20 protein-coding genes and 3 tRNA genes are annotated in these 23,274 nt (G+C 59.6%); 12 read left to right on the forward strand and 11 right to left on the reverse strand.

Features of this window, described 5'->3' with window-relative positions:
- Positions 1–164 precede the first annotated feature (164 nt).
- Both I2G40_RS08015 and I2G40_RS08020 read right to left on the reverse strand, forming a co-directional pair.
- The gene (locus I2G40_RS08015) at positions 165–1,055 is read right to left on the reverse strand and encodes an ROK family protein (RefSeq protein WP_117746673.1); all 891 of its coding nucleotides are present in this window, start codon (positions 1,053–1,055) and stop codon (positions 165–167) included.
- A 141-nt stretch (positions 1,056–1,196) separates the two neighbouring features.
- Positions 1,197–2,378, reverse strand: a complete 1,182-nt coding sequence (locus tag I2G40_RS08020; protein ID WP_195364012.1) for a pyridoxal phosphate-dependent aminotransferase — start codon at positions 2,376–2,378, stop codon at positions 1,197–1,199.
- A gap of 166 nt (positions 2,379–2,544) precedes the next feature.
- On the opposite strand from I2G40_RS08020, the gene I2G40_RS08025 reads away from it, so the two are divergent.
- The 3 genes from I2G40_RS08025 (at position 2,545) to I2G40_RS08035 (ending at position 2,835) form a co-directional block, all read left to right on the forward strand.
- Positions 2,545–2,621, forward strand: a tRNA-His gene (locus I2G40_RS08025).
- A gap of 22 nt (positions 2,622–2,643) precedes the next feature.
- Positions 2,644–2,719, forward strand: a tRNA-Lys gene (locus I2G40_RS08030).
- Positions 2,720–2,762: 43 nt separating this feature from the next.
- Positions 2,763–2,835: transfer RNA gene (locus I2G40_RS08035), tRNA-Lys, on the forward strand.
- Positions 2,836–3,229: 394 nt separating this feature from the next.
- Here the strand turns inward: I2G40_RS08035 and I2G40_RS08040 are convergent.
- The 3 genes from I2G40_RS08040 to I2G40_RS08050 all read right to left on the reverse strand — a co-directional run bounded on the left by I2G40_RS08040 (position 3,230) and on the right by I2G40_RS08050 (position 6,835).
- Positions 3,230–4,756, reverse strand: coding sequence for an FAD-dependent oxidoreductase (locus I2G40_RS08040; RefSeq protein ID WP_195544754.1), 1,527 nt, complete (start codon positions 4,754–4,756; stop codon positions 3,230–3,232).
- 321 nt (positions 4,757–5,077) lie between these two features.
- A complete protein-coding gene (locus I2G40_RS08045) occupies positions 5,078–6,082 on the reverse strand; it encodes a GGGtGRT protein (RefSeq protein WP_006235553.1) in 1,005 nt (334 codons plus the stop codon).
- An 18-nt stretch (positions 6,083–6,100) separates the two neighbouring features.
- Complete coding sequence (locus I2G40_RS08050; RefSeq protein ID WP_006235554.1) at positions 6,101–6,835, reverse strand: iron-sulfur cluster assembly scaffold protein; 735 nt, start codon at positions 6,833–6,835, stop codon at positions 6,101–6,103.
- A 403-nt stretch (positions 6,836–7,238) separates the two neighbouring features.
- Between I2G40_RS08050 and I2G40_RS08055 the strand changes: the two genes are divergently transcribed.
- Positions 7,239–8,048 carry a transposase gene (locus I2G40_RS08055; RefSeq protein WP_195544755.1) on the forward strand — a complete coding sequence of 270 codons (810 nt, stop codon included), beginning with the start codon at positions 7,239–7,241 and terminating at the stop codon, positions 8,046–8,048.
- A 65-nt stretch (positions 8,049–8,113) separates the two neighbouring features.
- Here the strand turns inward: I2G40_RS08055 and sufU are convergent, their stop codons facing one another.
- The 5 genes from sufU to sufC are packed head-to-tail and all read right to left on the reverse strand — an operon-like array spanning position 8,114 to position 13,359.
- Positions 8,114–8,548 (reverse strand): Fe-S cluster assembly sulfur transfer protein SufU, encoded by a 435-nt coding sequence (gene sufU / locus I2G40_RS08060; protein WP_117583738.1) that lies wholly within the window; start codon positions 8,546–8,548, stop codon positions 8,114–8,116.
- Positions 8,541–9,866 (reverse strand): aminotransferase class V-fold PLP-dependent enzyme, encoded by a 1,326-nt coding sequence (locus tag I2G40_RS08065; protein ID WP_229090724.1) that lies wholly within the window; start codon positions 9,864–9,866, stop codon positions 8,541–8,543. The genes sufU and I2G40_RS08065 overlap by 8 nt, the downstream gene beginning before the upstream one ends.
- Positions 9,863–11,134 carry a SufB/SufD family protein gene (locus I2G40_RS08070; protein WP_118065031.1) on the reverse strand — a complete coding sequence of 424 codons (1,272 nt, stop codon included), beginning with the start codon at positions 11,132–11,134 and terminating at the stop codon, positions 9,863–9,865. Before I2G40_RS08070 ends, I2G40_RS08065 begins: the two co-directional genes overlap by 4 nt.
- Positions 11,134–12,546, reverse strand: a complete 1,413-nt coding sequence (gene sufB, locus I2G40_RS08075; RefSeq protein WP_022094821.1) for a Fe-S cluster assembly protein SufB — start codon at positions 12,544–12,546, stop codon at positions 11,134–11,136. Before sufB ends, I2G40_RS08070 begins: the two co-directional genes overlap by 1 nt.
- 12 nt (positions 12,547–12,558) lie before the next feature.
- The gene (sufC, locus tag I2G40_RS08080) at positions 12,559–13,359 is read right to left on the reverse strand and encodes a Fe-S cluster assembly ATPase SufC (RefSeq protein WP_117839753.1); all 801 of its coding nucleotides are present in this window, start codon (positions 13,357–13,359) and stop codon (positions 12,559–12,561) included.
- A 219-nt stretch (positions 13,360–13,578) separates the two neighbouring features.
- Between sufC and I2G40_RS08085 the strand changes: the two genes are divergently transcribed.
- The 5 genes from I2G40_RS08085 (at position 13,579) to I2G40_RS08105 (ending at position 18,622) form a co-directional block, all read left to right on the forward strand.
- On the forward strand, positions 13,579–14,010 hold the full coding sequence (locus tag I2G40_RS08085) for an RrF2 family transcriptional regulator (protein ID WP_055310594.1): 432 nt from the start codon (positions 13,579–13,581) through the stop codon (positions 14,008–14,010).
- Positions 14,011–14,019: 9 nt separating this feature from the next.
- Positions 14,020–14,307 carry a nucleotidyltransferase family protein gene (locus I2G40_RS08090; RefSeq protein WP_195544756.1) on the forward strand — a complete coding sequence of 96 codons (288 nt, stop codon included), beginning with the start codon at positions 14,020–14,022 and terminating at the stop codon, positions 14,305–14,307.
- Positions 14,294–14,713 (forward strand): HI0074 family nucleotidyltransferase substrate-binding subunit, encoded by a 420-nt coding sequence (locus I2G40_RS08095; RefSeq protein WP_055286557.1) that lies wholly within the window; start codon positions 14,294–14,296, stop codon positions 14,711–14,713. Before I2G40_RS08090 ends, I2G40_RS08095 begins: the two co-directional genes overlap by 14 nt.
- Positions 14,714–14,840: 127 nt before the next feature.
- Complete coding sequence (locus I2G40_RS08100) at positions 14,841–16,622, forward strand: VgrG-related protein (RefSeq protein WP_195544757.1); 1,782 nt, start codon at positions 14,841–14,843, stop codon at positions 16,620–16,622.
- Positions 16,623–16,825: 203 nt separating this feature from the next.
- Entirely contained in the window at positions 16,826–18,622 is a 1,797-nt protein-coding gene (locus I2G40_RS08105) for an AAA family ATPase (RefSeq protein WP_195544758.1), read from the forward strand.
- 24 nt (positions 18,623–18,646) lie between these two features.
- Here I2G40_RS08105 and I2G40_RS08110 read toward each other — a convergent pair whose 3' ends face one another.
- On the reverse strand, positions 18,647–19,666 hold the full coding sequence (locus I2G40_RS08110; protein ID WP_161145066.1) for a glycosyltransferase: 1,020 nt from the start codon (positions 19,664–19,666) through the stop codon (positions 18,647–18,649).
- 256 nt (positions 19,667–19,922) lie between these two features.
- On the opposite strand from I2G40_RS08110, the gene I2G40_RS08115 reads away from it, so the two are divergent.
- The 3 genes from I2G40_RS08115 (at position 19,923) to I2G40_RS08125 (ending at position 23,266) form a co-directional block, all read left to right on the forward strand.
- Positions 19,923–21,026 carry a glycosyltransferase family 2 protein gene (locus I2G40_RS08115; protein ID WP_195544759.1) on the forward strand — a complete coding sequence of 368 codons (1,104 nt, stop codon included), beginning with the start codon at positions 19,923–19,925 and terminating at the stop codon, positions 21,024–21,026.
- A 6-nt stretch (positions 21,027–21,032) separates the two neighbouring features.
- The gene (locus tag I2G40_RS08120) at positions 21,033–22,073 is read left to right on the forward strand and encodes a glycosyltransferase family 2 protein (protein ID WP_195246958.1); all 1,041 of its coding nucleotides are present in this window, start codon (positions 21,033–21,035) and stop codon (positions 22,071–22,073) included.
- Between the two features lie 74 nt (positions 22,074–22,147).
- Positions 22,148–23,266, forward strand: a complete 1,119-nt coding sequence (locus tag I2G40_RS08125) for a glycosyltransferase family 2 protein (RefSeq protein WP_195544760.1) — start codon at positions 22,148–22,150, stop codon at positions 23,264–23,266.
- Positions 23,267–23,274 lie beyond the last annotated feature (8 nt).

Consider the following 23,274-nt stretch of genomic DNA (forward strand, 5'->3'; position numbering starts at 1 on the left):
TGCTCCAATGCCGTGGTTGCTGGTTTCATTATACCACGGTGGCATCACCTATATGTCAATTCTGGTCTAACAGAGCCTTTTTATTTGAGGGCTTATATGGGGCGTGGTGGCGTCGTTCCGTAGGTTGGATTTGCCGAGCCCGCCACGCCCTGTGGGTGCGTCTGCTACTGAAGCGCCTGTGCGCCCAGGGCCAGGCAGCCCATGATGCCCTGCTTGCCCTCGAGGCTGTTGTTGACGATGTAGTTATCGATGTCGTTGACCTCGGGCGTGACGATATAGCCGTTGAGCATCTCGGCGCACTTTTTGCGTGCGAGCGGCACGATGGGGGTGTGGTCGGCCACGCCGCCGCCGATGATGATCTTTTGCGGCGCGTAGCACAGCGTGTAGGTCATGAGCGCCTGTGCCAGATAGCCGGCGAGCAGGTCCATGGCTTCCGGGTCATCGGCCATGTCTCCGGCGCTCTTGCCATCCCAGCGCTTTTTAACGCCGGGGCCGGCGATGAGGCCCTCTAGGCAGTTGTCGTGGAAGGGGCAGGCGCTATGCTCGCCGATGGTGTCGCGCGGGTCGCGCGTGACCAGGATGTGGCCGGCCTCGGGATGCATCATGCCGTGCACGAGCTTGCCGCCCGAGAGCACGCCGGCGCCCACGCCGGTGCCGATGGTCAGGTAGACCACATCGGTAAGGCCCTTGGCGCAACCAAACGTGACCTCGCCCAGGCAGGCGACGTTGACGTCGGTATCGTAGCCGCAGGGGATATTGAGCTCGTTTTGGATAGTGCCCAGCAGGTCAAAGTAGCGCCATGCCGTTTTGGGCGTCTCCAGGATCTTGCCGTATTGGGGCGAGGCGGGGTTGACTGCGGTAGGGCCAAAGGCGCCAATGCCCAGCGCGGCGATGCCCTTGTCGGCAAACCATGCGTTGACGGCCTCGACGGTTTCCTGCGGGGTCGTGGTCGCGATCTGCTCGCGCTCCAGGACCGTACCGTCTGCATAGCCCGTGGCGCAGACCATCTTGGTGCCGCCGGCCTCGAGCGCTCCGATAAGCTGCTGTTCTGCCATAGTATTCCTCTCTCTGGGACGAGTTGCTCCGTGACTAAAGTATAGAGCTCTAAACCATTTAAGAAAGCGCTATAGAAAGAAGCCTCGCAACGCGGTGGGCGGTGCGGGGCTTCTTTGGTTGCTCTAGTTGTCGGGCTGTCCTTACCCGCGCGGCTTGATTTTATCACGTAGCGACTTGAGGTTCTCCAATGCCGCGTTAAGCGTCTCGTCTCGCTTGGCAAAGTGGAAACGAATCAGGTGGTTGACGGGCTCGCGGAAGAAGCTCGAGCCGGGCACGGCGCCCACGCCCACCTTAGACGCGAGGTCCTCGCAGAATTCGAGGTCGCTGTCATAGCCAAACTCAGAGATGTCCATCATGACGTAGTAGGCGCCCTGTGGCACGTTATGCTCAAGACCGATGCTATCGAGCCCCTGACAGAACAGGTCGCGTTTGGCGGCATAGAGGTCAAGGACCTCATCGTAATAGCTGTCGTCGAAGTTGAGGGCGGTGACGACGGCTTCCTGCAGGGGAGCGGCGGCGCCCACGGTGAGGAAGTCGTGGACCTTTTTGATGCGCTCGGTGATTTCGGCAGGGGCGATAGTGTAGCCCAGACGCCAGCCGGTGATGGAGTAGGTCTTGGACAGCGAGCTGCAGCTGATGGTGCGCTCGAACATGCCAGGCAGCGTGGCCATGTAGACGTGCTCATGGGGTGCGTAGACGATGTGCTCGTATACCTCGTCGGTGATGCAATAGGCGTCGTACTTTTTGCAGAGGTCGGCGATAAAGGTGAGCTCCTCGCGCGTAAAGACCTTGCCGCAGGGGTTGGAAGGGTTGCACAGGACGATGGCCTTTGGGTCGTTGTCGCGGAAGGCCGCCTCGAGGACCTCGCGGTCGAAGTCAAAGGTGGGCGGGTTGAGCGGCACATAGATGGGCTCGGCTCCCGAGAGAATGGTGTCAGCGCCGTAGTTCTCGTAGAACGGCGAGAAGATGACGACCTTGTCGCCGGGGTTCGTGACCGTCATCATGGCGGCCATCATGGCCTCGGTGGAGCCGCAAGTGACTACGATATTCTCGTTGGGGTTCACCGGCATGCCCATAAAGTGCTCCTGTTTGGCGGCGAGCGCCTCGCGCATGGCCTGGGAGCCCCAGGTGATGGAGTACTGGTGGTAAAGCGGCTTGGGGTCGGTGGCGATGGTGCCCAGACTATTGAGCAGCTGCGCCGGGGGATCGAAGTCGGGGAAGCCCTGCGACAGGTTGACGGCGCCATACTTGTTGGAGATGCGCGTCATACGGCGGATGACCGAATCGGTAAACGTTGCCGTGCGGTTGGAGAGTTCTTTCATGCCGGTCCTTTCGAGCATTTGCAGTGGGGCAAGTTTACTCCTATGAAACCGGTGGGATTTGCTCGAAATGGATCCGAAAAACTCTTTTCAAAATTCTTGAAAATTGGGGCTTGCATCGCGTGGCGTTCCTTGCAATAATAGTCGAGCGCGAAGCGCACAGGACACGGTGGGTGTAGCTCAGTTGGCTAGAGCGACGGGTTGTGGTCCCGTAGGTCGAGGGTTCGAGTCCCTTTACCCACCCCAGTTCTTGCTTCGTGTTGATATCGGGTCGTTAGCTCAGTTGGTAGAGCAGGGGACTCTTAATCCCAAGGTCCAGGGTTCGACCCCCTGACGGCCCACCACACGATATCTCCTCTAAAGTCCGCCACAACGGACTTTAGCTTTGGGTCGTTAGCTCAGTTGGTAGAGCAGGGGACTCTTAATCCCAAGGTCCAGGGTTCGACCCCCTGACGGCCCACCCAAAGATTGTTAAAGCGACCGGCCCAGGCTGGTCGCTTTTTTGTTGACCTCGCATGGGGTCGAACCCGTAAGGGCGCGGAGCTGAGGAAATACGTAAGCATTTACCAGCGTAGCGCGCAAGGCGCCTTGGCGCCGCAGCGGTCGCCTGCAAAGCAGGCTGACCCCCTGACGGCCCACCCAAAGATTGTTAAAGCGACTGGCTCAGGCTGGTCGTTTTTTGTTGACCACGCATGGGGCGAACCCGAAAGGGCACGGAGCTGAGTAATCTGCACCGTGATTCCCTTAGGGAAACACGGCTAAAGCCCCGTAGGCGTGTTCTCCTTAGGGGAATCATGCTTACGGGGCTCGATGCATGTTGAGAAGTTGTGATCAAACTCAAAGTGAGAATCGATTTAGTCTGCTCGATAGTGCGAACCTAAGCTTTCAGTTCGCTTGCGCATGGCTTTGACCATTTCCTGTGCTAGTCGAATCTGCGACTGTAGGCGGGCGAGGGCTGCGATCTCGCTGTCATCGGCATGCGGCTTGCTCAGCGCCATGGCCTTGTCTTGCAGGCTTTCAAGCTGTTGCAGAGCCTCGGATAGGCCCGTCTCGGTTCGGTTGATCATGCAATAGGTGCTCATCGTGTGCTTAAGGCCGTGTGTCAGGCGTTCGGCATCTGTTGTGGCAATGCCGTAGTGGGGGAGGGCGATATCCGCCTTCAGGGCTGTCTCAGGCTCTTTCTGCGCTGCAAGGGCTGCCGATGCGCCTGCGATGCGCCCGAACACGATGCCGTTGGCGCTTGACAAGCCACCAATGCGGTCGGCTCCGTGCATGCCGCCTGTCGCCTCGCCGCAAGCGTAGAGACCCTCAACGCCCGTGTACGCGGTCTTATCGATCTTGATGCCGCCGTTAGCGGCGTGGGCATACATCGCAACGCGCATCTCGTCAGTCGGGGCGATGCCGTGCTCGTCTTGCAGCCAGGTGGCAAAGGTCTGCACAAACTCTGGGACATCCTCGCGGGGGAAGTCGTAGTGGAGTGCCAGGCCTTCGACACCTGCCTGATCGATGACGAGATCGATAGCGCGGGAGGCCAAGCGTGACGTGAAGGGACCATATCCAGAGCGCTGCTCGAGCAGGTCGTCCAGCTTGTCGTCGGCAATATCTGCCGGCTGGTCTACATGTACGTAGCGCCAGGTCTTCTCGTTAAAGACAAGGTTGCGCTTGGGCTCGATGAAGCCGGGCATCATCTGCATGAACTCTATATTAGTAAGCGATGCGCCGTGCGCCAGCGCGATGGCCTGTGATGAGCTGAGCACGTCGGCGGAAGTGAGGCTTCGCTCGAACAGGCCACCCGTGCCACCGGCTGCGATGATCGTGGCTTTGGTAGCAAAGGGCACGATTCGATCTTCGGTGAGGTTGTAGAGCACGGTTCCGGTGATTCTGCCGTTCGTGTCCTCAATAAGGTCGATAAGCTCATGGCGGGGGAGCAGGCGAATGCCGAGCGACTCGATCCGGGCTGTCAGAGCGTCCTCAAGGGGCTTGCGGGTGAGGCCGCGCCACATGCGCGTCTTGTGGTCAAAGCAGGGGATAAACTGCTTTTGCTGAGCGCTCTCAGCGTTTTGCGGACGCTTGAGCTCAACGCCCAGGTCTTGCTCGAGCCATTCAATTGCCTGGGGAATGCCGTGGACAAACGTCTGGACAAGCTCGGGGTCGGCGACACCGCCGCCGACGGTCTGGATGGTGTCGATGAGGTCTTGTTCGTCGTCTTCGTTAACGGGTCCGATAAGCCCTAGGCCCCAGGTTCCAGGGAAGAAGCTCGATCCACTCATGGTCTTGCCGGCGCTTGCCACAGCGACGGTTGCGCCCGTGCGTGCCGCTTCGATGGCGGCACAAAGGCCCGCAATGCCAGATCCAATTACCAGTACATCAGTCGATTCCATCGGATTCCTTTCTCGTCCGGCGCATTGTCGCACGGGTGATCGGCAATGGGGCCGCAAAGACCCGGCAAATCGGTAAAGGGCAAATATGGCAGGTGGGCGTCAGGTGGACTCGGCCACTTCGGTCGGCCCATTTGATAAGTTGCGGTGGAATACGGACTGTTTTGGCCTGTATGGATGCAATTCAGTCCGTATTTCACCGCAACTGATACATCGGACCCTTTAATAAGAGTAACCAATTTGAGACGGGGCAAACAAAAAGAGCCGCTACCTCGAAAGGTAGCGGCTCCAAAGCTCAACTATATGAGCATCGCGCGGGTGCGATTAGGCCTTGAGGGCCTCCTCGACGGCGACAGCGCAGGCGACGGTGGCACCGACCATGGGGTTGTTGCCCATGCCGATGAGACCCATCATGTCGACGTGCGCAGGCACGGAGGAAGAACCGGCGAACTGGGCGTCGGAGTGCATACGGCCCATGGTGTCGGTCATGCCGTAAGAGGCAGGGCCGGCGCCCATGTTGTCCGGGTGCAGGGTACGGCCAGTGCCGCCACCAGAAGCGACGGAGAAGTACTTCTTGCCAGCCTCGAGGCGCTCCTTCTTGTAGGTGCCAGCGACGGGGTGCTGGAAGCGCGTGGGGTTGGTGGAGTTACCGGTAATCGAGATGTCGACGTTCTCGTGCCACATGATGGCAACGCCCTCGCGGACGTCGTCGGCGCCGTAGCAGTTGACGGCGGCACGGGGACCATCGGAGTAGGGGATGGTCTCGACGACCTTGAGCTCGCCCGTGAAGTAGTCGAACTGGGTCTTCACGTAGGTGAAGCCGTTGATGCGGGCGATGATCTGAGCGGCGTCCTTGCCCAGACCGTTGAGAATAACGCGCAGCGGCTTCTTGCGAGCCTTGTTGGCGTTCAGAGCCAGGCCGATAGCACCCTCAGCGGCAGCGAAGGACTCGTGACCGGCCAGGAAGGCGAAGCACTCGGTGTCGTCGGAGAGCAGCATAGCGCCCAGGTTGCCGTGGCCCAGACCGACCTTGCGGTCCTCGGCGACGGAGCCGGGAACGGTGAAGGCCTGGATGCCCTCGCCGATGATGGCGGCAGCCTCAGAAGCAGACTTGGCGCCACGCTTGACAGCGAGAGCGCAACCGAGGGTGTAGGCCCACTCGGCGTTCTGGAAGGCGATGGACTGGGTGTTGTTGACGATCTCACGCGGGTTGAAGCCCTTGTCGGTGCAGATCTGCAGAGCTTCCTCGAGGGAGGCGATGCCGTTGTCGGCGAGGCACTTGTTGATCTTGTCAGCGCGGCGCTCGTAACCTTCGAACGTAACAGTCATAGTTATTTCCCTCCCTTTCTACTCGTGAACCGGGAACACGCTGGCGACGGAGTGAGTCTCCTCGTCGGTGCGCGGGTCGATGTACTTGGCAGCGTTCTCCCACTGACCATAGTGGCCCATAGCGCCAGCGATGGCCTCCTCGGGGGTCTTGCCGGCCTTGACGGCGTCGGTGAACTTGCCGAGGTTCAGGAACTCGAATGCGATGATCTCGTTCTTGTCGTTGAGAGCCATGCGGGTGACGTAGCCCTGAGCGAGCTCGAGGTAACGAGCGCCCTTGGCCTTGGTGCCGAACATGGTGCCGACCTGAGAGCGAAGGCCCTTGCCGAGGTCGTCGAGGGAGGCGCCCACGGGCAGGCCGCCCTCGGAGAACGCGGTCTGGCTGCGGCCGTAAACGATTTGCAGGAAGATCTCGCGCATAGCAACGTTGATAGCGTCGCAGACGAGGTCGGTGTTGAGGGCCTCGAGGATGGTCTTACCGGGAAGGATCTCGGAAGCCATGGCGGCAGAGTGGGTCATGCCCGAGCAGCCGATGGTCTCAACGAGGGCCTCCTCGATGATGCCGTCCTTGACGTTCAGCGTGAGCTTGCAGGCGCCCTGCTGAGGTGCGCACCAACCCACACCGTGCGTAAGACCGGAGATGTCGGAAATCTCCTTAGCCTGGACCCACTTGCCCTCCTCGGGGATGGGTGCGGGGCCGTGGTATGCACCCTTGGCAACGGGGCACATGTTCTCCACTTCCTGTGAGTACTGCATGCCTCTCCTCTCTATCGTGTTGGCGTCCCGTCTGGGGGTCGTGGCTGGCGATTGCCGGGCGACCCTTCGAAAGGGACATGACATGCAGCCCCTATAATACCGCGAAATGCACGGAATATTCGGCGAACGGCTCAGTTTTCGTAGCGAGAAGTCCGGAAGTTTTAATTGAAACGGTTTAACGCTATGTTCTGTGGTCGCGAACTTCCGTAGAGGGGGTCCGTCTTTGGCAAGCTTTTGGTCAGCTCTTGTAAGCGTTGCAGGGGTTGACCTGTTGCAACGGTGCCGTTCGCCGCCTGATTACTGCCTTTGGCCGCGCGAGTGTATTGTTTTGCGTGAATGTTTTGATGGCACGCTTCAATCGTGCTGTATTGGATGGCAAGCAGATCCCGGTGAAGGGAGCGCCATGCAGCGCGTTTGGAGAACGGTTACCGGCTTTTACCATGTCTGTGCCCGCGGTACGGGCAAGCGGCTCATCTTTGAGGGCGATGACGACCGGTGGGAGTTTTTGGAGCTGATGCGCGAGTGCTGTCGCGAGGAGGGCGTGACGGTTATCGCCTGGTGCCTTATGGGCAATCACGTGCATTTGGTGCTTGCAGATTACGAGGACAGGATGAGCGCGGCAATGCACCGGCTGCTTTTGACGTACGCGCGGCGGTTCAATAAGCGCACGGGGCGCACAGGCCATCTGTTCCAAAACCGTTTTGACCGGCGCTCGCTCGATACCGACTGGCAGGTGATGGAGGCTATTCGCTCTGTACACGCCGATCCGCAGGAGGTGGGCGTTAGCCTAATCGAGCGTTATCCCTGGAGCAGCTTTCCGGAACATCTACGCGCTTACGACGGTGATGTGGCCGATGCCGCGAGGGGATTTTCTGATCCTTCTTGCGTGCTTGAGCTTTTTGGCTCTGCCGAGGGCTTTATTGCCTATTCGCTTTCGACGCCCGACGGCAGTGAGCCAGCGCTGTGCGATATGAAAGAGACGGAGTGGGAACGCCACGCCTTTGCCGACAAGATGGCGAAGAGCCTCGGGGTTCCGCTCAACGAACTCAAGACCGTTGCGCCCTCGCGGCGAGACAGAATCATTTTCGCTCTGCACGATGGCGGCTACACGGTGCGCGAGGTCGAACGGTATACGGGAATCAGCAAGAGTACCGTATCTCGTATCGTGCGCGCTTATGCGCGGGTGAAGGCCCAGGCTGAGCTCTCGGAATAGAAAATGGCCGAACCACTCTTGTCAAGCGATTCGGCCAACAAAAATCTTAAGATTTGGGACAAGTTCTACTGATTATTTTGTCCCGTGAGCATGCCGTCGAGGGTGCGCCAGGCGAGCTCGGCGCATTTGACGCGGGCGGGCATGTGCGAGATGTCCTGGAGCTGGGCGGCTTCGTCCAGGTCTTCCAGGTCCTCCTCGGAGAGCTGCTCGCCGCGGATCATGGCAAGGAAGAGCTCTGCTAGGCGGCGAGCTTCCTCGACGGTCTCGCCGGTGATGAGGTCGGCCATGATGTCGGCACTGGCCTGGCTGATGGCGCAGCCGTGGCCGGTAAAGGAGGCCTCCTCGATCACGTTGTTCTCGACACGTAGCTGCAGGGTGAGCTCGTCTCCGCAGCTGGGGTTGATGCCGTCGTGCTCGTGCGTGGGAGCATCCATCTCGTACTTATAGTCGGGGTGCGAGTTGTGCTCCATAAATGTGGTGGAGGTGTACAGATTACCCATTGAACGTGCTCCAAACGTGATGCAGACCGGCGATGAACTTGTCGATGTCGGCCTTGTCGTTGTAGAAGGCCACGCTGGCGCGGCAGCAGGCAAGGTTCTCGACGCCCAGCCAGGTAAGCAGCGGCTGCGCGCAGTGGTGGCCGGCGCGGATGCAGACGCCGTCCATGTCCATGATGCTCGCGACGTCGTGCGGATGGATGCCCTTGACGTTAAAGCTCACAACGCCGTGGTGGTTGTCCCAATAGATGGAGCCGATGATCTGGACAAAGTCGAGCTGCATGAGCTCGCCCATCAGGTAGTGGACGAGTGCCTTCTCACGGGTCTGGATGTTTTCGTAGCCTACCGTGTTGACCAGGTAGTCAAGCGCCGCGCCCGTGGCGAAGATGCCGGCGGCGTCCTGCGTGCCGGCCTCGAACTTCTCGGGGACGGGCGCCCAGACGGCGTCCTGCTCGGTGACCGAGTCGATCATCTCGCCGCCGGTGAGCATGGGCGGCATGGCGTTGAGCAGGTCCATCTTGCCCCACAGCACGCCGATGCCCATGGGTCCCATGGCCTTGTGCGCGCTAAAGGCAAAGAAGTCGGCGCCCAGATCGGCCACATCGACCGGCATGTGCGGCAGCGACTGCGCGCCGTCGACGACCAGATAGCCGCCGTACTTGTGCACGAGCTTGCCGAGATTTTTGACCGGGTTCTCGACGCCCAGCACGTTAGAGACTTGACCCACGGCCAAGATCTTGGTCTTGGGACCCACCTTGGACAGAACCTCCTCGGTCGTGAGCTGACCGGTCTTGGTGGGGTAGAGGTAGACGAGCTTGGCGCCGGTCTCGCGGCAGACCTGCTGCCACGGAATCAGGTTGGAGTGGTGCTCCATGATGGTGATGACGACCTCGTCACCGGGCTCGAGCACCGTGGGTGCAAAGCTCTTGGCGACCAGGTTGAGCGACTCGCTCGTGTTGCGGGTGAAGACGACCTCGTTGGCCTGTGAGGCACCGATGAGGTCGGCGATCTGCTGGCGGACTTTCGCGATGGCGTCGGTGGCCTCGACGGACAGCGAGTACAGGCCACGCAGGGGGTTGGCGTTCATGCGCTGATAGAAGTCGCGCTCGGCGTCGAGCACGCAGGCAGGGCGCTGCGCGGTGGCGGCACTATCGAGGAAGGCGATCTCGGGGTGTTGCTGGAACAGCGGGAACTGTGCCTTGTAGGGATTGGTCTCGATGTCGACGGTAGGCCAGCCGCGCGAGGCCTCGTCGCTGGCGTCGAGCTCCATAGGCTCCGGTGCGGTACAGGTATCGCATTTAACGTGCTCGGTGTCGATCATGCGAGCTCCTCTTCAAAGTTGTCGATCAGGTTGTTGCCCAGGCGGACGACGGCGGCGCGGGTGCGCTCGTCGGTAGCGGAAAGCGCGGCGTCCTCCAGCTTGGCACGGACGAACAGGTCCTCGGCGGCGTTTTGGTCAAGGCCGCGGCAGGCGAGGTAGAACAGCTGCTCGTCGCGGACGTGGCCGATGGTGGCTCCGTGGTTGCCGGCGACGTCGTCCTCGTCGCACAGGATGACGGGGACGGTCTTGTTGTCGACCCCCTTGTTGGCCAAAAGCACCGTCTCGCGCTCGGTGCCGGTTGCACCCTTGCAGCCGTGCACGAGGTCGATGGTGCCGCGGTAGACCTTCTTGGACGTGCCGGTCAGCACGCCGTTGGCGTCGATCTCGCACTCGGTCTTGCGACCGCGGTGGCGCAGCTCGTAGTTAAAGTCGCGCACCTGCTCTCGGGCGCCCAGGTAGTCAGTATCGATGGTGACCTTGGCGGTATCGCCCAACAGGTCGCCGGCGAGGCCGGTGGCGCTGGCACCGGCACCCAGGACGGTGTGCTGCACGTTGACGCGCGCGCCCTCGTCCAGGAACAGGCCGGTGTCGTCGAGCGCGATCCAGCTATCGTCGAGCGTCTGCGTGCAGGTCACGTTGACGGTGGCGTACTCGTGGGCGCACACGCGTAGCACGGAGCCCACGACACCCTCGCCGGTAACGGGGGAGTCTAGGGCAATATGTAGATCGAGCGTCGACTGGGGACGGGCGACGACGTCGATGGCGGCGATGGCCGCGGCGGCATCGACAGCGCTCACGCGCACGGTAACCGTGGCGTGCTTGTATGCGGGCACATCGATGACGATGCGCTTGGTAGCGTGGTCGGCCAGGTAGGTGTAGGCAGCCTCGCCCATGCCAGTCTCGAAGGCCTCGGCAGGGGAGAGCTCCTCCTCGAGCTTGATGGCGCCGGCCTGGTAGACGGAGGTCGCAGGCACGTCGAGTTCGGTCTCGGGCGTGATACGGGCGCGGTCGGCGGCATCGCCGGGGGCGGAGGCGCGGCGCTCGGGGAAACGCTCGGCCATAGCGTCCATGGCGGCTTCAAACGCGTCTGCCACGCCGGTAAACTGCTCGTCCAAGCCCTCGACCTCAACGGCCTCGGTGGGAGCGGCGGCAAGCTCGTCAGAGAGCTCGAGCTTGGTCTGGTTCATCTTGAGCCAACCCCAAGTGGCAGCCGGCATCGCATTGACCTGCTCAAGGATGGTAGCAGCGGTGTTGGTGGTCTGTTTCATTATCCGATCGCTCCTTCCATCTCGAGCTTGATCAGGTTGTTCATCTCGACGGCGTACTCCAGCGGCAGCTCCTTGGAGACCGGGTTGGCAAAGCCGTTGACGATCATGGTACGGGCCTCTTCCTCCGAGATACCGCGGCTCATCAGGTAGAACACCTTATCGTCGCCGATGCGGCCGATGGTGGCCTCGTGGCCGATGTCGACGTTCTTGGCGCGGATGTCCATGGCGGGGATGGTGTCGGAGCGGCTTTGGTCGTCGAGCATCAGCGACTGGCAGCTCACGGTTGCCTTGGAGCCCTCAGCCTTGGGTGTCGCCACGATAGAGCTGCGGAACGTCTGGATGCCGCCGCTCTTGGAGATGCCCTTGGTCTCGACAGTTGCCGAGGTCTCGGGCGCGTTGAGCACGACCTTGCAGCCGGTATCGAGGTTCTGGCCGGCGCCGGCAAAGGTGATGCCGGTAAAGCTCGAGCGAGCGCGGCGGCCGTTGAGCACGCTCATGGGGTAGAGGTAGCCCACGTGGCTGCCGAAGGAGCCGCTGATCCACTCGATGTCGCCGTCCTCGTCCACGCGCGCACGCTTGGTGTTGAGGTTGTACATGTTCTTGGACCAGTTCTCGATGGTCGAGTAGCGCAGGTGCGCACGCTTGCCCACAAAGAGCTCGACGGCGCCGGCGTGGAGGTTGGCCACGTTGTACTTGGGCGCGGAGCAACCCTCAATGAAGTGCAGGTCGGCGTCGTCTTCGACGATGATGAGCGTGTGCTCAAACTGGCCGGCGCCCTTGGCGTTGAGGCGGAAGTAGCTCTGCAGCGGAAAATCGAGCTTGGTGCCCTTGGGCACGTAGACAAAAGAGCCGCCCGACCACACGGCGCCGTGCAGGGCCGCAAACTTGTGGTCGGTGGGCGGGATGAGCGTCATAAACTTCTCGTGGATGAGCGGCTCCCACTGCGGATCGTGCAGGGCCTCCTCGATGCCGGAGTAGACGATGCCCATCTTGGACGCGGTGTCCTGCATGTTGTGGTAGACGAGTTCGGAGTCGTACTGCGCGCCGACGCCTGCCAGGTAGCTGCGCTCGGCCTCGGGGATGCCCAGGCGCTCAAAGGTGTTCTTGATGTCGTCGGGCACCGACTCCCAGTCGTGCTTTTGGTCGGTGTTGGGCTTGACGTAGGTGACGATGTTGTCCATGTCCAGGCCCTCGATGGAGGGGCCCCACGTCGGGTCGGGAAAACGGTTGAAGATCTCGAGGGACTTTAAGCGCAGGTCGAGCATCCACTGCGGCTCGTCTTTCTTGGCGCTGATCTCGCGCACGATGTCGGGCGTGATGCCGGCGTCGAGGCGCTCGAATCCCTCCTCGCCATAGGTGAAGTCGTAGAGGCTGCGGTCGATGTCCGCGACCTCGGTGCGGTTCTTGGTCATTGCGTCGCCCCTTTACGCCTGCTGCTCGGCAGCGGCGGCCTCGGCCTGGGCGCGCTGCTCGGCGGCCTCGCGCTCGAAGGTCTCAAAACCGTTCTTGTCGATCCAGGGAATGAGCGAGGCGTCGTCCTCGCGTACGATGTGGCCCTTGACCATAACGTGGACGCGGTCGACATCCAGGTGTTCCAGGATGCGCGTGTTGTGCGTGATGATGAGCATGGAGCCGTCGCAGCTCTTGCGGTACGCGTCCATGCCGTGGCTGACGGTGGACAGGGCGTCGACGTCCAGGCCGGAGTCGGTTTCGTCCAGGATGGCGAGTTTGGGCTGCAGCAGCAGAAGCTGGAGCATCTCGACCTTCTTCTTCTCGCCGCCCGAGAAACCCACGCCCAACTCGCGGTTGAGGTAGGCGGTATCCATGTTGAGCTCGGCCGCGAGCTCCTTGACGCGACGGCGGAATTCCTTGCCCTTCATCTCCAGGCCGGGACGGCCGGCGATGCTGGCACGCAAAAAGCTCGACAGCGGCACGCCCGGAATCTCGACCGGGGCCTGGAAGCTCAGGAACAGGCCGGCGCGCGAACGCTTGTCGGTGGTGAGCTCGGTGATGTCCTGGCGGTCAAAGACGATACGGCCGTCGTTGACCGTGTAGACGGGGTCGCCCATGACCAGGTGGCCCAGGGTGGATTTGCCGGCGCCGTTGGGTCCCATCAGCACATGGGTCTCGCCGGCGGCGACGTTGAGGTTGACGTTGTGGAGGATGGTCTTCTCGTCCACGGAGGCGGTCAGACCTTCGATGGAAAGCAGCGGATTTGCGCTCATGCTGTCCCTCTCTGTATATGGTGTACTCATAGGTGTACTAAACCCTAGGAATCTTCTCGGAATAAAGTTACTATGGGTTCGGCGTTAGTCAAGGGAAAACCCGACTAATCCACTCGACTTTTTAGATGAGGGACATAAAATCAGGTTTGTTTGCCCCGCGTGCATAGGATTTGGGACAAACAAGCCTGGTTTTGTCCCAGTAACGATGGGAGGGTAGGTATGCTCATTTCTTCTAAGGGCCGCTATGCCCTCCGACTGATGATCTATATCGCGGCGCTGGGCGACGCCGAGGGCAAGATTGCCCTGCGCGAGGTTGCCGACCGCGAGCATATCTCGCAAAAGTATCTGGAGCAGCTGGTTCGTCCGCTCATGAAGGCGGGCCTGCTTAAGAGCGTGCGCGGTAAGGGCGGTGGCTACATGATGGCCAAGGACCCGGCCGAGGTGCGTGCCGGCGACATCCTGCGTGCCGTCGAGGGCAGCACGGCTCCGGTGGCGTGCGACGGCATCGACAACAGCTGCACCCGCAGCGATTTGTGCTCGACCGTCAAGTTCTGGCGCGGTTTGGACGACGTGATCGAAAAGTACGTCGACGGCGTGACGTTGGCCGACCTAGCCGCCGTTCCCGAGATCAACTTTGACATTAAGCTGTAAGGGCTGCAAATGACATCTCTCGACAAGGTGTACAAGCAAATCGAAGTTTTTGCTCTGGAATGTGACGCCGAGAAGGTCGTGTTGTTTGGTTCTCGTGCTCGAGGCGACAACTTGCCCAAGAGCGATATTGACATCGCCGTAGCAGGTTGCCGGGATTTCGGCCGTTTCTCATATTTGATCGAGGAACATCTTGATACTCTTTTAGATGTAGATGTCGTCAATCTCGACGAGTCCCTATCGCAGCAATTGCTCGATGAGATTGCCAGGGATGGTGTGATTCTGTATGAAAAAATATGAGAACTTTGTTAGCGCCTTGGCGAATCTTGAGGATGCGCCCAATCAGGATCTCAACAATGATTTTGTTCAGAGTGGATTAATTAATAAGTTCAATCTTCAATTTGAACTGAGCTGGAAGCTCCTTAAGCGTCTGCTCGAGTATGAGGGCGCCACGCTTGCCGCGTCGGGGTCTCCTCGTGCCATCTTGAAGGAGTCGTACCGATTCTACGACTTTATTGATGAGGCGGCCTGGCTAGACATGCTCAGAGACCGCAATACGAACGTCCATATCTACGACAACAAGCTCGCTCAAGATTTGATTCAGCGCATCTTGAACGTCTATATCCCCGCTTTCTGTCAGTTGAGGGACGGGCTGATGGAGCGATACGGCGAGCTTCTGATGGCGCCCGACGACCAGTTTGTTTAATTCCTTAAGATTTCGCGGAAGGTTGTTGCCGTTTACCGAGGGGTTGTTGTGCAACAACGGACGAGCTGCAATACTGATTCTATCTTTGCAAACTGCACTTTAACTACACCAATGCAGGGAGGATCTTATGCAGCCCAAGCATTCTGCTATTGTCGCGGGTCTGACGCTGGCGCTTTCGTTTGGCGCCGTTTCCGCGCCGGCACCCGCCGCTGCCGAGGAGCCCACGCCAGGCGTTGCCTCGGATGCCACCGATATCGATAAGGGTCTCTACACCCAGCAGTCCTTCTCGGGCGTGCTGAGGTCGGTCCAGGGCGTTTCGTTTGTCAACGTGACTACCGAGATGAAGTACTTTACCAAGTACGAGAGCCATGGTAACTACAACCAGGGCTTTTCGTATGGTGACGGCTACAACGCGCTGGGCTATTACCAGTTCGACCGCCGTTGGTCGCTCATTCCGTTTATGAAGCAGGTCTACAACTACAGCCCCGAAAAATACAGCATGCTCAAGGATGCGATTGATCGCGGCAGCGAGATTTCCAACGCGAGCAATGCCATGTACGAGAACGACCAGCTTACCGAGCTGGGCCGTATTGCACAGGAGGCCTTCCAGGGTGCTTATAACACCGATCCTGCTGAGTTTTCGGCTCTGCAGGATGCGTATGCGTACAACTCGTACTATGCGGTGACCGAGGCGTGGCTTAAGAGCGCTCTTGGCATTGACATCTCCGGCCGCGCCGATTGCGTCAAGGGTATGGTGTGGAGCATCACCAACATGTGCGGTACCGGTGGCTGCAGAGACTTCTTCCGCTGGGCGAATCTTTCCAACGATATGTCCGACCGCGAGTTTGCGACGGCGCTCTCCAATAGCGTGGTCAACAATGTCGCCACCAAGTTTTCAAGTCAGCCCCAGTATCATGAGGGCTGGAAGAACCGCTACCGCAACGAGCTGAAGGACTGCTTGGTTTATATCGCCGAGGACGAGGCCGCTGCCGCTGCGACGCCCGTGCAGCCCGAGCCTGCGCCGGCGCCCTCGCCGACACCTGATTCGAATGACGGCTCGAGTGACGATGCCAACGATGACAGGATGGATGCGCCCTCGACCGATGCTGACGGTAATGGCTCTGCTGGTGGCACTACCAACGACGGCTCTACCTCGAACGGCTCCGATTCGAACGGCTCTGCTGCGAGCGATTCGCCTTCAAGCTCTGCCGGCAATACGGACAGCGACGCTTCTGGTTCGACCGACGCTGGCACCTCTAACTCATCTACCGGCTCGAGCGATTCGTCCGTTGACACCGGCTCTAACAACGGCTCCGGCTCTGACACGACCCCTGATTCCGATGCTTCCAAGGACGACTCGAATAAGGCGCCGGACGCTCCCGTTGCTTCGCCGGACAAGAAGCCTTCTTTCTCCGAGCAGCTTGGTTCTACGCTGGGTTCTTCGCTGATGGCTGGCGTCAATAACGGCTCGGCCCAGAACAAGGACAACTCTGATCAGGTTTCCACGGAAAAGACCGAAGCCGCAAAGGGCGACTCCAAGGACAAGGCTTCCGAGAAGGCTGAATCCGATAAGGGTCCTAGCTCTGATGAGAAGGGCGACAAGTCCGGTCAGAAGAAGGACGAGAGCAAGACCGAGGGCGAAAAGAAACAGCCCGAAGACGACGACAAGAGCGGTGCTGACAACCAAGTCCAAGAGCAAAATGACTCCAAGACGGTGACCACTACAACCACGACGACTACAACGACCAAGTCATCTGGCGGTAACATGCCCAAGACGGGCGACCTTATCGTTATGGCGAGCCTTGCCAGTGCAAGCTTGGCCACGCTGGGTGCCACGTCTATTGTGAGTGGCAAGCATAAGCTCGATCAGCAAAAGAAGGCTGCTGGGCAGAACGACTCCGAGGAGTAGTCCCTTTCGGTTGCCCGACAACTAAAGATTCGCAATGGGGGCCGGTGCAGTTGCATCGGGCCCCATTTTGTTGCACAACGATTTGTTATGCCCCCTCAAGGCCTTTGTTCCTACCGTTGCCCGATGCCTTTGCACGGATCCAGCGTTGCACTTGAACTGCTCGCTACAATGGGCTTCGTGCTGCGTTTTAGGGAGAAGTTACGGTGTCTGAACAGGAGTATTGCAACAGTGACGATACTTTTGGCGTACGGCTTGTCAACCATGTCGATGATGCGGTTTTGCCGGTCGGTGTGCATGATTTTGCCGATGCCATTGGTCGTTGCATGCTGGTTGACAAGACCATGTTTATTGCCGATGTGTTGGACTGCGACGCGTCCGTTGTGGTGTGCTGTCGACCCGAGGGTTTTGGCAAGAGCATGAACTTGTCGATGCTCAGGGCTTTTCTGGAGCGTCCGGCGGTCAGTCGCGCTGGTCAGCGTTTGTTTGCCGATGCTCAGATTTGGGATGCAGACGGCGGGCGCTATCGGGATGAGTACGCTTGCTATCCGGTGATATCGCTGGACTTTTCTGGCGCTGCGAGGCGTGGCGCCGCTATTGCCGACGTCGTGCGCGATGCTCTTTCGGGCGAGTGCGCTCGTCTGCTGGCGCTTTTGGAGGCTCCGGATTTAGCTCGAGACAAGGTGCGTCACATCGAACGCGTTGCGCGTGGCGCGGCGAGCGAGGATGAGGTCGCCTCGGTGCTTGGCGTGCTCATAGAGCTGCTGGAGATTGCCTGCGATGAGCAGGTTGTATTGCTCGTTGATGGGTACGATGCGGCGTGGTCTCGCCGTGCGAGCGCGAGGGACGCTTCCGACGCCGATCCGGCAGAACTACTTGACCGTGCGCTGTTTGACGCCATTGCCACTGCGCGCGATTCGTTGCGGCTGACGTGTCTGATGGGGGAGTGTTCCGGTCCCGCCGAAGCGGCGCTTTCTTCGCGCGGCTGCTCGTATTGTCTGACGACGCCGCTGTCGGCGTGGTGTGACCGTTGGTTCGGTTTTTCGGATGCCGAGGTCGAGGCTCTGTTGAATCATGCTGGGCGCGAGGAATACCTGGATGATGCGCGTGAATGGCTCGAGGGATATCGGTTTGGCAGGGCCTATTGCTCGAGTCCAGAGCGTGTGATCGGTTTTCTGGGCCGAGGCTGCACGGCGCCTGTGCGTGCCGATCTGTATGGATATGCCGATTGTCTGAGTAGGGTAGTTGCCGGGTGGAATCTCGACCGCCTTTCGGTCTTGTTTGATTTGCTCGAGGCCCATGGGTGCGCTGAGGTCCCGCTTTGTTTGGGCACTGCAGAGCCAGATGTCTCGCCTGACGATGGCATGTGGACAGCGCTGTATCTGTCCGGTTTTCTCACGACGGATATGACTGAGGAGCCGGAGCATGGCGATCGCCTCCGTGCTTTGCGATTGCCCAATAACGAGCTTCGCCAGACCTTGCGTCTAGTGATTATTGAGTGGTTTGAGTGCGCTGCAGAAGACATTCGAGACGTCGATGCGTTTCGCGACGGGCTGTGCCATGGGAACGAGGATACCGTGAGGCGGGCGCTAAGCCGCATCTTAGGAGATGCGGGAATCGGTGCGACCGACCCAGATGCGCCACTGCCATATCATCTGCTCTTGCAGGGGCTCTGCTTTGGCTTGCCGGGCTATGCCAATCCTGCCTCGAGGCGAAAGTGTGGCGCGGGTCGCTGCGACATCCAGGTTTTTCCTACGGGCGCCGTGTTCGACATAGCCGATACGATCGGTATGCTCGATGAACGTCCGCTGATAACGATCAACATGATGTATGACCCCGGTGTGGATGCGCTGGGCCTGGAATTGCTGGCCGTGCAGGCGCTGCTCGACATAGAGCGCGACGGCATCGACGAAATCCGTGTGCCGCGCCCCGGCGTGGGTCGCATGCGCTGGGGGTTCGGTTTTGATGGGCAGCATGTGGCTACGGTGTGCCAGCGGCTTTAAGCGCCGAGGTGTTTCCGGCTTCCGTTACTCGGTGTCCTTCATGGGCGGCATGGGCTTCCAGTTGGGATCCTTGACGATCTTGCGGGCGTCCTTCATGCCTCGGCGCAGCGCCGGAATACCGGTCTTAAAGCACTTGTCAACGGCAGCCAGGCGAATGAACTCCTTGCAGAAGGTCGCGACGTTGCCCAGACGGAACAGCGCGGGATGATAGTCGCCGTAAATCTGCATGTAGCGGGCCAGATAACCGCGGTTGCGCATGATGTAGTAGCGGTTGGTGTCGCTCGTAGAGTTGAGCTGGCGCTTGCCGGCGATATCCCAGTTAGAGACAGCGCGGGCACGCTTGAGCACCACGTCGGCAACAACGGCGGCGGGGAAGTGCTGGCTGGCCACGTAGCCGTAGCAGGCATCGTCGCCGTAGATGAAGAATCGCGCATCCGGCAGGCCGATCTTGTCGACCACGCGGCGCGAGAACAGGCCGCCTTCAAAGCACAACTGGTTCATGGCGCGGTAGCCCTTGGGGCCCAGGTCCCACTTAGCGATGGGGTTGGGGATACCAAGCGAAAGGATGAGCTGGTACTGCCAAAAGAAGGCGCCGCCGTCAAAGTCCAGGCGCGAACCCTGGATGACATCGTAGCGGTCGGTCCACTTGGCAAGACGCTCGATGCCTTCGGGGATGACGAGCACGTCGTCGTCCATCACCCAGAACCACTGGGCGCCCAGGTCGTAGGCGCATTTGGTGCCGGCGGAGAAGCCACCTGCACCGCCGCCGTTTTCGAGCTGTGGTGCGTAGATGACGCGGTCAGTGCCGCCCTTCGCGTCGGGCTGTTCGATGTCGGTGCCCCACAGGTTGGCCAGGCGCTCGTTGAATGCGGTGCACATGGCCTCGGTCTCACGCGAATTCTCGTTATCGACGATCACGATGCGCCAGGGCGCTGCCGTAAGCTCGGTCATGGAGTCGAACAAGTTGGCCAGGAGTTCCTGGCGCTTGTACGTAACGACGACAATGGCGAGCTTATCGATGGGAGCGGGAAGGGTTGAAGGCATGGGGCAATATATCCTTTCACGCGCGGCGGGTGAGTGCAGCGCGGAAGCTATCGAATACGTCCTTGGGACTGTCCTATTGTAAAGGCTCGGCGCACCTTGGCGGCAAGCTTTGAATAAAACGCATGAACCTGCCATGGGCCCGCCGCATGACGTGGGGCCGCTTTGCCCGCAAGAGGCTCCATAGATTATATAAACGCCCGCTGGCGCGCTGACCCTTTGATACCATGAAACGACAGGTATTTCCTAAGGAGCACATTTGTCTACTAACGCCTCTGGCAGCCCTGTTCTGTCGCTGCTTATTCCCATTTACAATGTTCAGCGCTACCTGCGCGAGTGCCTCGATTCCGCCCTCGCGCAGACGCTCAAGGATATTGAGATCATCTGCATTAACGACGGGTCGACCGACAACTCGCCGGCGATAATCCGCGAGTATATGGAGCGCGATGGGCGCGTCAAGATGATCGACAAGGCCAACAGCGGCTACGGCGACTCGATGAACCACGGTCTGGAGATGGCGCGTGGCAAGTACGTTGGTATCTTGGAGTCCGATGACTTTATGGCGCCCGACGCACTCGAAAAGCTTGTCTCGGCCGCCGATAGCAATAATGCCGACTTTGCGAAGGCGAACTTTGATTTCTACTGGTCTAAGCCCGAGGAGCGCCGTTCGCTGCACGAGATGTTTAAAGCCAAGGACTGTGGCAAGCCAGTGCACCCGAGCGATACGACGCAGTTCTTTAAGCAAAAGCCGTCGATTTGGTCGGCCGTGTACCGTCGCGATTTTCTTGAGCGCAACGGCATTACGTTCCTGCCGACTCCGGGGGCATCCTTTCAGGACACGTCATTTGCCTTTAAGGTGATCGCGTGCGCCGATAAGGCTATTTACCTGCACGATGCCGTGTTGTCGTATCGCCAGGACAACGAGAATTCCTCGGTCAATTCTTCAGCTAAGGTCTTTTGCGTCAATACCGAGTATGCCGAGATTGAGCGTTGGATTCGAGAGGATTATGCCCGCGACCACGCAAGCGGCGATGTCGCGCGCATGCTCAAGTTCAACCAGCTCATTAAGTACGATTCATACATGTGGAACTACGTGCGCCTGGCGCCTAAGTTCTATAAGGAGTTCCTGGTTCAGATGGCTAAGGAATTTCAGGCGGCCTTGGACGCGGGGGAGTTTTTGCTTGACGACCTCAAACCGTGGAAGCGCGCAAATCTCGCTGCCATCCTCAAAGATCCCGAGGGCTGGGTTGACGAGCATCCGAGTTTTGCGACGGATGGTGCCTTGGGGCGTGCTAAGTATTACGCCTCGGTTGGAGGCCCAGGCGTGGTCGCCGCCTTCCTCATCGAATCGCTGAGGGGGTAGGTCGGCATGGGAGAGGCCTCGTGTCCTAAAGTTACCATTGTCGTCCCCGTTTACAACTCTGCACGCTCCATTCAGCGATGCCTCGATTCGCTGTTGGTCCAGTCTGAGTGTTCGATTCAGGTTGTCTGCGTCAACGACGGTTCGACTGATGATTCGTTGAACGTGTTGCGCCAGATCGCGCAGGCCGACGATCGCGTACTGGTGATTGACCAGGAAAACGCGGGTGTCTCGTGTGCTCGAAATGCCGGTATCGATGTCGCCGAGGGCGAGACCGTCTTTTTTGTGGACGCCGACGATTACATCGATGCCCAGACGGTCGAGCGCGTGCTGCATGCCATGGAGTCTGCGGATGCCGAGGCCGCCGTTTTTGGCGGCGTCTGTGAACCTGCCGATGCTGCCCCCAAACGCGTCCAGCAACTCATGAGCCCCAAAGCTGGTACCTTCGGCGCCCGCGATCCTCAACTGCTGTTCCATTCGAATGCGCAGCCCTATGCCTGCCGTGCGGCTTTTTCGCGCGAGCTGCTCAATCGCGAAGGCATTCGCTTCGCCCCCGGTTTGGCTTTGGGCGAGGACGTCGTCTTCCAATTTGCGGCTTATGCGCTTGCCCGCAGGACCGTCGTCATGCCTGACAAGTTCTACCACTACGTGATGGAGAGCGAATCGGCGACGCACGAGTTCAACAGTGCCGAGGCGCGCGCCAAAAAGCTTGACGCCCACATGAAGATGCTCGAGGAGGTCTTGGAAGACTGGGCGGCCTATGGTCTTTTGGACCTGTGTCCCGGCGAGCTGATAACTTGGTTTTTGGACCTAATTGTGTTCGATCTGGCGCGCTTGGATGCCGATGACTTCCATCGCGTGGCGGCTCGCGTCAACATGGACCTCACGACGTTTTTGGGAACGGAGTGGGCGGATATGCCTGCTAAGGGTGCCGTTCGCCGTGTTGCCCACAAGCTCGTTGCGGCGACCTCGGGCGTTTCGATGGCAGACGCCACGCTGTTCTATCTTTCGACTCGCGGTCTCAAAGCCTGCCTGGAGCGCTTTCTATAATTCCAAGCGCTGCCGCCCGCCGCAACTCGGCTGCTAAAATAACCCTGTTACACGCTATTCAACGGGAGGTTCTCTTGCAGAACTCTGATACCCCTAAAGTTTCGCTGCTTGTCCCCATTTGCAATGTCGAGCGCTATCTGCGCGTGTGCCTCGATTCCGCCGTGGCGCAGACGCTCAATGACATCGAGATCATCTGCATCAACGACGGCTCCACCGATAGCTCGCCGGATATCATCCGCGAGTACATGGAGCACGACCCCCGTGTAAAGATGATCGACAAGGCCAACAGCGGCTACGGCGACTCGATGAACCGTGGCCTGGAGATGGCGCGCGGTGAGTACGTGGGCATCCTTGAGTCCGACGACTTTATGTTTGAGGATTCGCTTCAAAAGCTGGTCGCCAAGGCCGATGCTGAGCATGCCGATGCGGTAAAGGGCGACTTTTATCTGTATTGGTCCACGCCCAGCGAGCGACGTGAGCTGTTTGGGATTATCGACGAGCATATGACGGGCGCCGCGTATCGCCCCGTCGATCGCCCGGGCATCTTCTACCGCAAACCTTCCATATGGTCGGCTATTTATCGACGCGAGTTCCTCAACGACAATCAGGTTCGGTTCCTTCCCACGCCGGGCGCCTCGTATCAGGACGCAGGCTTTAACTTTAAGGTTTGGGCTTGCGCCGAGCGTGCCGCGTTTATTACGGACCCCATTTTGTGCTATCGCCAGGATAACGAGAAGAGCTCCGTTAATTCGCCCAACAAGGTGTTTTGCGTATGCGACGAATATGCCGAGATGCAGCGCTTTTTGGATGAGCGCCCCGAGCTCAAGGCTCAGCTCCAGGGGATTTTAATGCGCATGAAGGTCGATACGTACCGCTGGAATGACGAGCGTTTGGTCGATGAACTGCGTGAGCAGTTTTGGAAGAAAGCCTCGTCTGAGCTCAAGGCCGATTGGGATGCCGGTCGCTTTGATCTGTCGCTGTTCGACCCGCGTGGCGAGACCGACTTGCGCCTGATGGTCAAGTCGTCCCGCGCCTATATCGATTCGCGCTTTGGCTTTAAGAAGCCGGGCAAGCTCAATACGTTTAAGCATTACTTTAAGATTGGCGGCCTGCCGCTGGTGTGGCGCGTGCTGACGTATCAGCGCACCTACGGCGACAACCCGCACCCTGATGACGTTCCGGCCGCACAGTAGGAGCGAGT

It is taken from the genome of Collinsella aerofaciens (assembly GCF_015558785.1).
GTDB lineage: Bacteria > Actinomycetota > Coriobacteriia > Coriobacteriales > Coriobacteriaceae > Collinsella > Collinsella aerofaciens_P.

Bases quoted from the DNA above. Each gene is read 5' to 3' on its own strand.
- I2G40_RS08015 (WP_117746673.1), bottom strand. From the start codon at position 1,055: ATGGCAGAACAGCAGCTTATCGGAGCGCTCGAGGCCGGCGGCACCAAG.
- I2G40_RS08020 (WP_195364012.1), bottom strand. From the start codon at position 2,378: ATGAAAGAACTCTCCAACCGCACGGCAACGTTTACCGATTCGGTCATC.
- I2G40_RS08040 (WP_195544754.1), bottom strand. From the start codon at position 4,756: ATGGAATCGACTGATGTACTGGTAATTGGATCTGGCATTGCGGGCCTT.
- I2G40_RS08045 (WP_006235553.1), bottom strand. From the start codon at position 6,082: ATGACTGTTACGTTCGAAGGTTACGAGCGCCGCGCTGACAAGATCAAC.
- I2G40_RS08050 (WP_006235554.1), bottom strand. From the start codon at position 6,835: ATGCAGTACTCACAGGAAGTGGAGAACATGTGCCCCGTTGCCAAGGGT.
- I2G40_RS08055 (WP_195544755.1), top strand. From the start codon at position 7,239: ATGCAGCGCGTTTGGAGAACGGTTACCGGCTTTTACCATGTCTGTGCC.
- sufU (WP_117583738.1), bottom strand. From the start codon at position 8,548: ATGGGTAATCTGTACACCTCCACCACATTTATGGAGCACAACTCGCAC.
- I2G40_RS08065 (WP_229090724.1), bottom strand. From the start codon at position 9,866: ATGATCGACACCGAGCACGTTAAATGCGATACCTGTACCGCACCGGAG.
- I2G40_RS08070 (WP_118065031.1), bottom strand. From the start codon at position 11,134: ATGAAACAGACCACCAACACCGCTGCTACCATCCTTGAGCAGGTCAAT.
- sufB (WP_022094821.1), bottom strand. From the start codon at position 12,546: ATGACCAAGAACCGCACCGAGGTCGCGGACATCGACCGCAGCCTCTAC.
- sufC (WP_117839753.1), bottom strand. From the start codon at position 13,359: ATGAGCGCAAATCCGCTGCTTTCCATCGAAGGTCTGACCGCCTCCGTG.
- I2G40_RS08085 (WP_055310594.1), top strand. From the start codon at position 13,579: ATGCTCATTTCTTCTAAGGGCCGCTATGCCCTCCGACTGATGATCTAT.
- I2G40_RS08090 (WP_195544756.1), top strand. From the start codon at position 14,020: ATGACATCTCTCGACAAGGTGTACAAGCAAATCGAAGTTTTTGCTCTG.
- I2G40_RS08095 (WP_055286557.1), top strand. From the start codon at position 14,294: ATGAAAAAATATGAGAACTTTGTTAGCGCCTTGGCGAATCTTGAGGAT.
- I2G40_RS08100 (WP_195544757.1), top strand. From the start codon at position 14,841: ATGCAGCCCAAGCATTCTGCTATTGTCGCGGGTCTGACGCTGGCGCTT.
- I2G40_RS08110 (WP_161145066.1), bottom strand. From the start codon at position 19,666: ATGCCTTCAACCCTTCCCGCTCCCATCGATAAGCTCGCCATTGTCGTC.
- I2G40_RS08120 (WP_195246958.1), top strand. From the start codon at position 21,033: ATGGGAGAGGCCTCGTGTCCTAAAGTTACCATTGTCGTCCCCGTTTAC.